This is a genomic window from Bradyrhizobium sp. Unk1, assembly GCF_059512345.1.
In genome coordinates, this window is sequence record NZ_JCAMOP010000027.1 from 127254 (window position 1) to 133881 (window position 6628).

A 6628-nucleotide genomic window follows, 5' to 3' on the forward strand; every position below is an offset into this window, starting at 1 on the left:
TGCTTGACTCACTCGACACCAAGCGGGGAGACGCGCAGATTTCGCATCCGGAAATTTGCCGTCGAACCGGTCTCACTCTCGGCCAAGTGCGAGGTGCGCTCAGGCGCCTCGCTGCGGGCGGCTACTTCGCGGTAATCGAACCTTCTGGGAAGGAGTTGTATTACGGCGATCACGCGCGGCGGTATCGACCGCGATCCGCGGTATAGCGGCAATCACGCGGGCCATTGCCAGCGTCGTCACGTCCCCATAATCCTCGCCTGCCGTTCGCGGGGCGTGCCCCTGAATGGCATCGACGACGCGGTGATCCAGCCCGAGATTTCGGGCGATCGTCTTGAGGCGGTGCCGCCAGCCGTGGTTCGGTTGCACTCGTTCGTCGGTGATGACTGTCCGCACGAAATCTACGACGCGCTTGTACGCCCCCTTCGCGAACAGCGGGCCGTCACCGGACTCATTGACGAAGTCGAGAAAGCCAAGGTCGATCAAGTGGCGATGCACGGGCACCAACCGATACGATTTTGACTTGATGGACCCTGCGGCCGGATTGAAATCGAATATGTGATGCTTGGAATCTTTGCGAACGTCCTCTTTGCGGAGTTGGAGTGCTTCAGCAATCCGGCATCCGGTATAGGCCGCAATTAGTGGACCCCACTTCTTCGCGGCGGCGGTCCGCGCATCCTCTTTCGGTTTTCGCTGATAGCCAAGACAGGCAACGAATATCGCTTTGGCTTCATCGTCAGTGAAGCCTTTTGATCGGGTCCGCGTTTTCTTCTCTGCCTTGATCTTGATCGCGTTGGCTGGGTTCTTGGATAGCTTCTTATTGTCGACGGCCCAGCCGAACACGGACCTGATTCCCGGAAGATCACCGTCCCGCAAGGTCTTGACGCTCACGATCTTCAATCGCGCATCCTTAAACGCGATCATGTCTGCATCGGTCACGCGGCCCGCATCGTCATGTCCCAGGTGTTTCACCAATCTGTCTATGGCGCCCCGATAGGCGTCATGGGTGCTCTGAGCACGTCCTACGGCCTTGGCCTCAGCCCACCACAGTTCAAACAAGCCGGTGATCGTCTGTCGCGGCTTGACCGCCGTGACGGTTTCGATCGGGGGGAAGCGTTGAGCCTGAGGATCGGGCGAATAGTCGCCCTCCGCGTTTCGGCGTAACTGCCAGCCCGCATCGAGGCTTGCCATCCCCACGAGACGCAGGAAGCGTCGTCGGTCACCCGCATCGAGGTTGATGCGATGTCGAATTAAGACCCAATCAGCGAGAAGCCCAAACCGGTCCTCGATCGCGTCGTGTTGATCGACGGGGAGATCATTTATTGCGGCGGTCAGGTCTCCACTTCCAAATAACTCGATAGCGGCGCTCGCCTCATTCGGCACTAGCGTGGCTGGTGGTGCAGTCGCGATCCGGCCCTCAAGTACCGCACGGCTGAGCGCCTTATGGTACATCCAGGCGTTCGGCTCGCCGGGCTCGTTGTTGTGGATCTCCTGATAGAGTCGATAGGTCTCACCGCTGAGCGCAACCAAATCCTTGTGAGATAAGTGGATCGGGTCTGCTTCGGTCAGCTCGAACAAACGCCTGAAGTGATCCAGAGCGTTCGCCTGCCGCGCCTCTGCGATCGTTTTGTCTTCTGTCTCAAGACTGAATGCAATGTCGCTTCCGATCGCCACCGTCTTTACGCACGGGCGATGGTCCGGGCTCCCGATGCTGAGCAACACGCGCTTGCCGCGCAGTCGGTCGACGATCTTAGTTGGAGTGCGAATGCGGAATTGGGGAACAATGGAGCCTGCGCGCTTGGACATCGAAAATTTCAGAGAAACCATGGTCTGTGTGGCACTTTCGTGTGGCACTCAGGACCGAAATTTCAATAAAATCAATGTTCCCAACACGATGGATGGTGCTGCCAGACAGGATTGAACTGTCGACCTCTCCATTACCAATGGAGTGCTCTACCACTGAGCTACGGCAGCATGTGCTGGGATAAGAATCGGCCGCCAAGGGGGCCTACCAAGCGGGCCGATATCTGCCACAAGCCCCCCTCCTGTGCAAGCTTGCTAGCTCCGCCAAAACGAGAAAATCGGGTCGATATCGGGGCCAAAATGCCCGTTTTCAGGTGAAAGTACCGACTTTCCGCCGATTTCGGTTCCGATATCCCCGGCCAACTGGCCAGTTGGCCGCGGCATGGCATTCGGCCCATTTTCGACTTTCGCACGATCGGATCGCGAGGGGCCTCTTGAGCTGCCGCATTCTCCGGGCATGTTATCGCGGATCGCTGGTATGGACCGCTGATGGCTGACGAGAACGACAAGAGCACGAGACAGGCGAGGGGGGCGCGGGACGACCGGCTGAAATCGGCGCTGCGTGAAAACCTGAAGCGGCGGAAGGTGCAGGCGCGCGAACGCGCCGCAATCACCGACCCCTCGCAGAATGACGATGCTTCCCTAGATGAGGGGACCGCCGGCAAGACTGGCGATTGAAGACTGGCGATTAGAATTTTTGGAGTGCATGGACGTGGCAATGGGGCAGGACGAGCAGCAACGAAACGATGGTGACGCGCAGATGTCGCGATTCACACGCCCCGAGCAGACCTTTCCCGCGCTGACATCGGCCGAGATCGAGCGCATGCGGAATTTCGGCGAGGTCCGCACTTACGCCGACGGCGAATTCCTGTTCGAGACCGGCAAGCCCGGGCCGGGCATGTTCGTCGTTCTGAAGGGCCACGTCGCCATCACCCAGCGCGACGGGCTCGGCAATGTCACGCCGCTGATCGACCAGGGGCCGGGGCAATTTCTGGCCGAACTCAGCCAGCTCTCGGGCCGGCCGGCGCTGGTCGACGGCCGCGCCGAAGGCGAGGTCGAGACGCTGCTGCTGCCGCCGCCCCGCCTGCGTGCGCTGCTGGTCGCCGAGGCCGAGCTCGGCGAGCGCATCATGCGCGCGCTGATCCTGCGCCGGGTCAATCTGCTTCAGGCCGGCGTCGGCGGTGTGGTGCTGATCGGACCCTCGCATTCGGCCGGCGTGGTGCGCTTGCAGGGCTTCCTCACCCGCAACGGCCAGCCGCATCATCTGCTCGATCCCGAACGTGACCGCGACGCCGCCGAGGTGATCGCGCGCTATTCGCCGAAGCCGGAAGACTGGCCGCTGGTCGTCGCGGCGAGCGGCGAGGTGCTGCGCAACCCCAGCGAAACCGAGGTTGCGCGCGCGATCGGCATGATCGGCGGCCCCCGCAACGACCGCATCTACGACGTCGCGATCGTCGGCTGCGGACCCGCCGGGCTGGCGACCGCCGTGTATGCGGCGTCCGAAGGGCTTTCGGTTGCCGTGCTCGACACCCGCGCCTTCGGCGGCCAGGCCGGCGCCAGCGCGCGCATCGAAAACTATCTGGGCTTTCCGACCGGCATTTCCGGCCTGGCCCTGACCGCGCGCGCGTTCAACCAGGCGCAGAAGTTCGGCGCCGACATCATGATCCCGGTCACGGTGAAGTCGCTCGACTGCACGCGCAGGGACGGCGCCTTTGCGGTGACGCTCGACGGCAGCGATCCCCTGCGTTCGCGCGCAGTCGTGGTTGCGAGCGGCGCGCGTTATCGCCGCCCCGAGATCGAGAACCTCGACAAGTTCGAGGGCCGCGGCGTCTGGTATTGGGCCTCTCCGGTCGAGGCGCGGCTCTGCGCCGGCGACGAGGTCGCCCTGGTCGGCGCCGGCAATTCGGCGGGACAGGCGGCCGTGTTCCTGTCGGGGCACGCCAAGAAGGTGCTGATGATCATCCGCGGCGGTGGCCTGGGGGCCAGCATGTCGCGCTATCTCATCGAGCGCATCGAAGCGACACCCAACATCGAATTGATGTTCAATACCGAGATCACCGCGCTCGAGGGCGACGAGGCCACGCTGCTGCGGCGCATCCGCTGGAAGAGCCGGTTGTCTGATGACGAGGACTCCGCCGCCATCAAGAATCTCTTTTTGTTCGTCGGCGCCGATCCCGCCACCAGCTGGCTCGACGGCTGCGGCGTCACGCTCGATCGCGGCGGCTTCGTCGTGACGGGCGCGCAGTCCGAGCTGAACCAGGGCAGGCTGGTGGCCCCGCTGGAGACCTCGGTGCCCGGCGTCTACGCGGTCGGCGACGTCCGCTCCGGCTCGGTCAAGCGCGTCGGCGGTGCCATCGGCGAGGGCGCGCAGGTCGTGGCCTCCCTGCACGGCTATCTCGGCGACGCCGCAAAACCGGCGCTCTAAAGCACGATCCGGAAAAGTGTGAAGCGGTTTTCCGACAAGATCGTGCTCAAACAATAAGTCAAGGACAAGACAAGGGAATGGCAAGTCGAATGAGGCTTGCCATCCTGACGTGTCCCACAGACTATCCCCTCTCGCGAGCCAATCGCGCGTGGAAGAACAAAGATTCACAAGGGAGGACCAAATGGCCGAACTCGTCGTGCTCTACAAGACGCCCAAGGACGCTGCCGCCTTCGACAAGCATTATGCCGAGACCCACATTCCGCTCGCGAAGAAACTTCCCGGCCTGAAGAAATACGCCGTCAGCACGGGCGCAGTCGGCTCGCCCGCCGGACCATCGGGCGTCCACCTCGTCGCCATTCTCAGCTTCGACAGCGTGGGCGACATCCAGAAGGCCTTCGGCAGCGACGCGGGCAAGGCGGCCGCAGGCGACGTGCCGAAATTCGCCAGCGGCGGCGCCGATCTGCTGATCTTCGACACCAAGGAAGTGTGATCCAACTTTCGTCGGAGACCTGAGGGCTCGTAGCCCGGATGGAGCGCAGCGTAATCCGGGACGACACTATCCACACGCGAGAACCCCGGATTTCGCTTCGCTCCATCCGGGCTACAAACTGTCGTCGTTTGTGACAGCACTGCAAAAAATTCGGTCGTGCGTTTGTCGATTCGCACGACGGCGCATGGCTCCGCACGAGTCTGTGACATCGCGTATGTAGCCATCCGATGAGGACCGTAATATCAATCGCCTGATCTCAATGCAGAGAGTAGGAGAGATGCCGTGGTTCTTGGGTTGAGCCTGCCCGCCTTCACGTTGGTCCATGTCATCATCAGCCTGATCGGCATCGTCGCCGGCCTGGTCGTGATGTTCGGTCTGCTCGGGTCGAAGTCGATGCCGGGCCTCACCGCGATCTTCCTGCTGTTCACGATCCTCACCAACGTCACCGGCTTCCTGTTTCCGTTCAAGGAGCTGCTGCCCTCGTACATCATCGCCGGCATCTCGCTGGTGCTGCTCGCGATCGCCTGCCTCGCGCTCTACGGAATGAAGCTCAAAGGGGTCTGGCGTCCCGTCTACATCGTGACCGCGATGATCTCGCTCTATTTCAACGTCTTCGTGCTGGTGATCCAGTCGTTCCTGAAAGTGCCGGCGCTCGCCGCGCTCGCGCCTGCCGTGCCGCCGAATCCGCCGGGAGGCCCCGTCTTCGCCGTGGTGCAGGGCATCGTGCTGGTGTTCTTCGTGGTGCTGACCATCGGCGCCTGGCGCCGCTACAAGCCGATGACGTTTGCCTGATCGCACGTTCACGGTCGGTGCGCGGCATCGACCTCGTGACATCGCCCGACCATCTCCGGATTGCCGGTTCGCGTTTTGCGAGCCCCGGATCGATTTTCACTGAAGGAGCCATTCATGCCCACCATCACCACCAAAGACGGCGTCGAGATCTTTTTCAAGGATTGGGGCTCGGGCCAGCCGATCGTGTTCAGCCATGGCTGGCCGCTGTCGGCCGACGACTGGGACACGCAGATGTTGTTTTTCGTTGCGCAGGGCTACCGCGTCATCGCCCATGACCGCCGCGGCCACGGCCGCTCGTCGCAGGTCGCCGACGGCCACGACATGGATCACTATGCCGACGATCTCGCGGCGGTGACGGCGCATCTCGACCTCAAGAACGCCATCCATGTCGGCCACTCCACCGGGGGCGGTGAAGTCGTGCACTACATCGCGCGTCACGGCGAGAGCCGGGTGGCGAAGGCCGCGATCCTTTCGGCGGTGCCGCCGCTGATGGTGCAGACGGCGGCCAATCCGGGCGGCCTTCCGAAGGGCGTGTTCGACGATCTCCAGAGGCAGCTCGCCGCCAGCCGCACGCAATTTTATCGCGATCTCCCCGCGGGCCCGTTCTACGGCTACAACCGTCCCGGCGCAAAGCCGTCGGAAGCGGTGATCCAGAACTGGTGGCGCCAGGGCATGATGGGCGGCGCGAAGGCGCATTACGACGGCATCGTCGCGTTCTCGCAGACCGATTTCACCGAGGATCTGAAGAAGATCAGCGTGCCCGTGCTGGTGATGCACGGCGACGACGACCAGATCGTTCCCTACGCCGATTCCGCGCCGCTGTCGGCCAAGCTGCTGAAGAACGGCACGCTCAAGACCTACAAGGGCTTTCCGCACGGCATGCCGACCACGCACGCCGAAACCATCAACGCGGACCTGCTCGCGTTCTTCAAGGCGTGAGGTCGCCTCTTGCCCTCTCCCCTTGTGGGAGAGGGTGGCTCGCCGCATAGCGGCGAGACGGGTGAGGGGTTGTCTCCGCAAGCGAACCTCTGAGTTCGCGGATAGAACCCCTCATCCGGCGCTTCGCGCCACCTTCTCCCACAAGGGGCCTGTTGCGTAATTCGTCAATTGTGATTCCCTCG

The 6628-nt window shown here is 62.6% G+C and carries 6 protein-coding genes and 1 tRNA gene; 5 read left to right on the forward strand and 2 right to left on the reverse strand.

Annotated features, from left to right (window positions below; genetic code table 11):
* Nucleotides 1-99: 99 nt before the first annotated feature.
* Together AC5ZFO_RS30450 and AC5ZFO_RS30455 are read right to left on the reverse strand one after the other, a co-directional pair.
* Nucleotides 100-1803, reverse strand: a complete 1704-nt coding sequence (locus tag AC5ZFO_RS30450; RefSeq protein WP_496122960.1) for a site-specific integrase — start codon at nucleotides 1801-1803, stop codon at nucleotides 100-102.
* A gap of 93 nt (nucleotides 1804-1896) precedes the next feature.
* Nucleotides 1897-1971 (reverse strand) — tRNA-Thr (locus AC5ZFO_RS30455).
* Between the two features lie 318 nt (nucleotides 1972-2289).
* Between AC5ZFO_RS30455 and AC5ZFO_RS30460 the strand changes: the two genes are divergently transcribed.
* From AC5ZFO_RS30460 to AC5ZFO_RS30480, 5 genes are all read left to right on the forward strand, one after another.
* Entirely contained in the window at nucleotides 2290-2478 is a 189-nt protein-coding gene (locus AC5ZFO_RS30460; protein ID WP_028159142.1) for a hypothetical protein, read from the forward strand.
* A gap of 40 nt (nucleotides 2479-2518) precedes the next feature.
* Nucleotides 2519-4225 (forward strand): FAD-dependent oxidoreductase, encoded by a 1707-nt coding sequence (locus tag AC5ZFO_RS30465; RefSeq protein WP_282520080.1) that lies wholly within the window; start codon nucleotides 2519-2521, stop codon nucleotides 4223-4225.
* A gap of 181 nt (nucleotides 4226-4406) precedes the next feature.
* The gene (locus AC5ZFO_RS30470) at nucleotides 4407-4715 is read left to right on the forward strand and encodes an EthD family reductase (RefSeq protein WP_028151418.1); all 309 of its coding nucleotides are present in this window, start codon (nucleotides 4407-4409) and stop codon (nucleotides 4713-4715) included.
* A 282-nt stretch (nucleotides 4716-4997) separates the two neighbouring features.
* Nucleotides 4998-5507: a hypothetical protein gene (locus tag AC5ZFO_RS30475; protein ID WP_282519758.1), complete on the forward strand. Its 510-nt coding sequence runs from the start codon at nucleotides 4998-5000 to the stop codon at nucleotides 5505-5507.
* Between the two features lie 114 nt (nucleotides 5508-5621).
* Entirely contained in the window at nucleotides 5622-6446 is an 825-nt protein-coding gene (locus tag AC5ZFO_RS30480) for an alpha/beta fold hydrolase (protein ID WP_282519759.1), read from the forward strand.
* Nucleotides 6447-6628 lie beyond the last annotated feature (182 nt).

Bases quoted from the DNA above. Each gene is read 5' to 3' on its own strand.
- AC5ZFO_RS30450 (WP_496122960.1), bottom strand. From the start codon at position 1,803: ATGTCCAAGCGCGCAGGCTCCATTGTTCCCCAATTCCGCATTCGCACT.
- AC5ZFO_RS30470 (WP_028151418.1), top strand. From the start codon at position 4,407: ATGGCCGAACTCGTCGTGCTCTACAAGACGCCCAAGGACGCTGCCGCC.
- AC5ZFO_RS30460 (WP_028159142.1), top strand. From the start codon at position 2,290: ATGGCTGACGAGAACGACAAGAGCACGAGACAGGCGAGGGGGGCGCGG.
- AC5ZFO_RS30465 (WP_282520080.1), top strand. From the start codon at position 2,519: ATGGGGCAGGACGAGCAGCAACGAAACGATGGTGACGCGCAGATGTCG.
- AC5ZFO_RS30480 (WP_282519759.1), top strand. From the start codon at position 5,622: ATGCCCACCATCACCACCAAAGACGGCGTCGAGATCTTTTTCAAGGAT.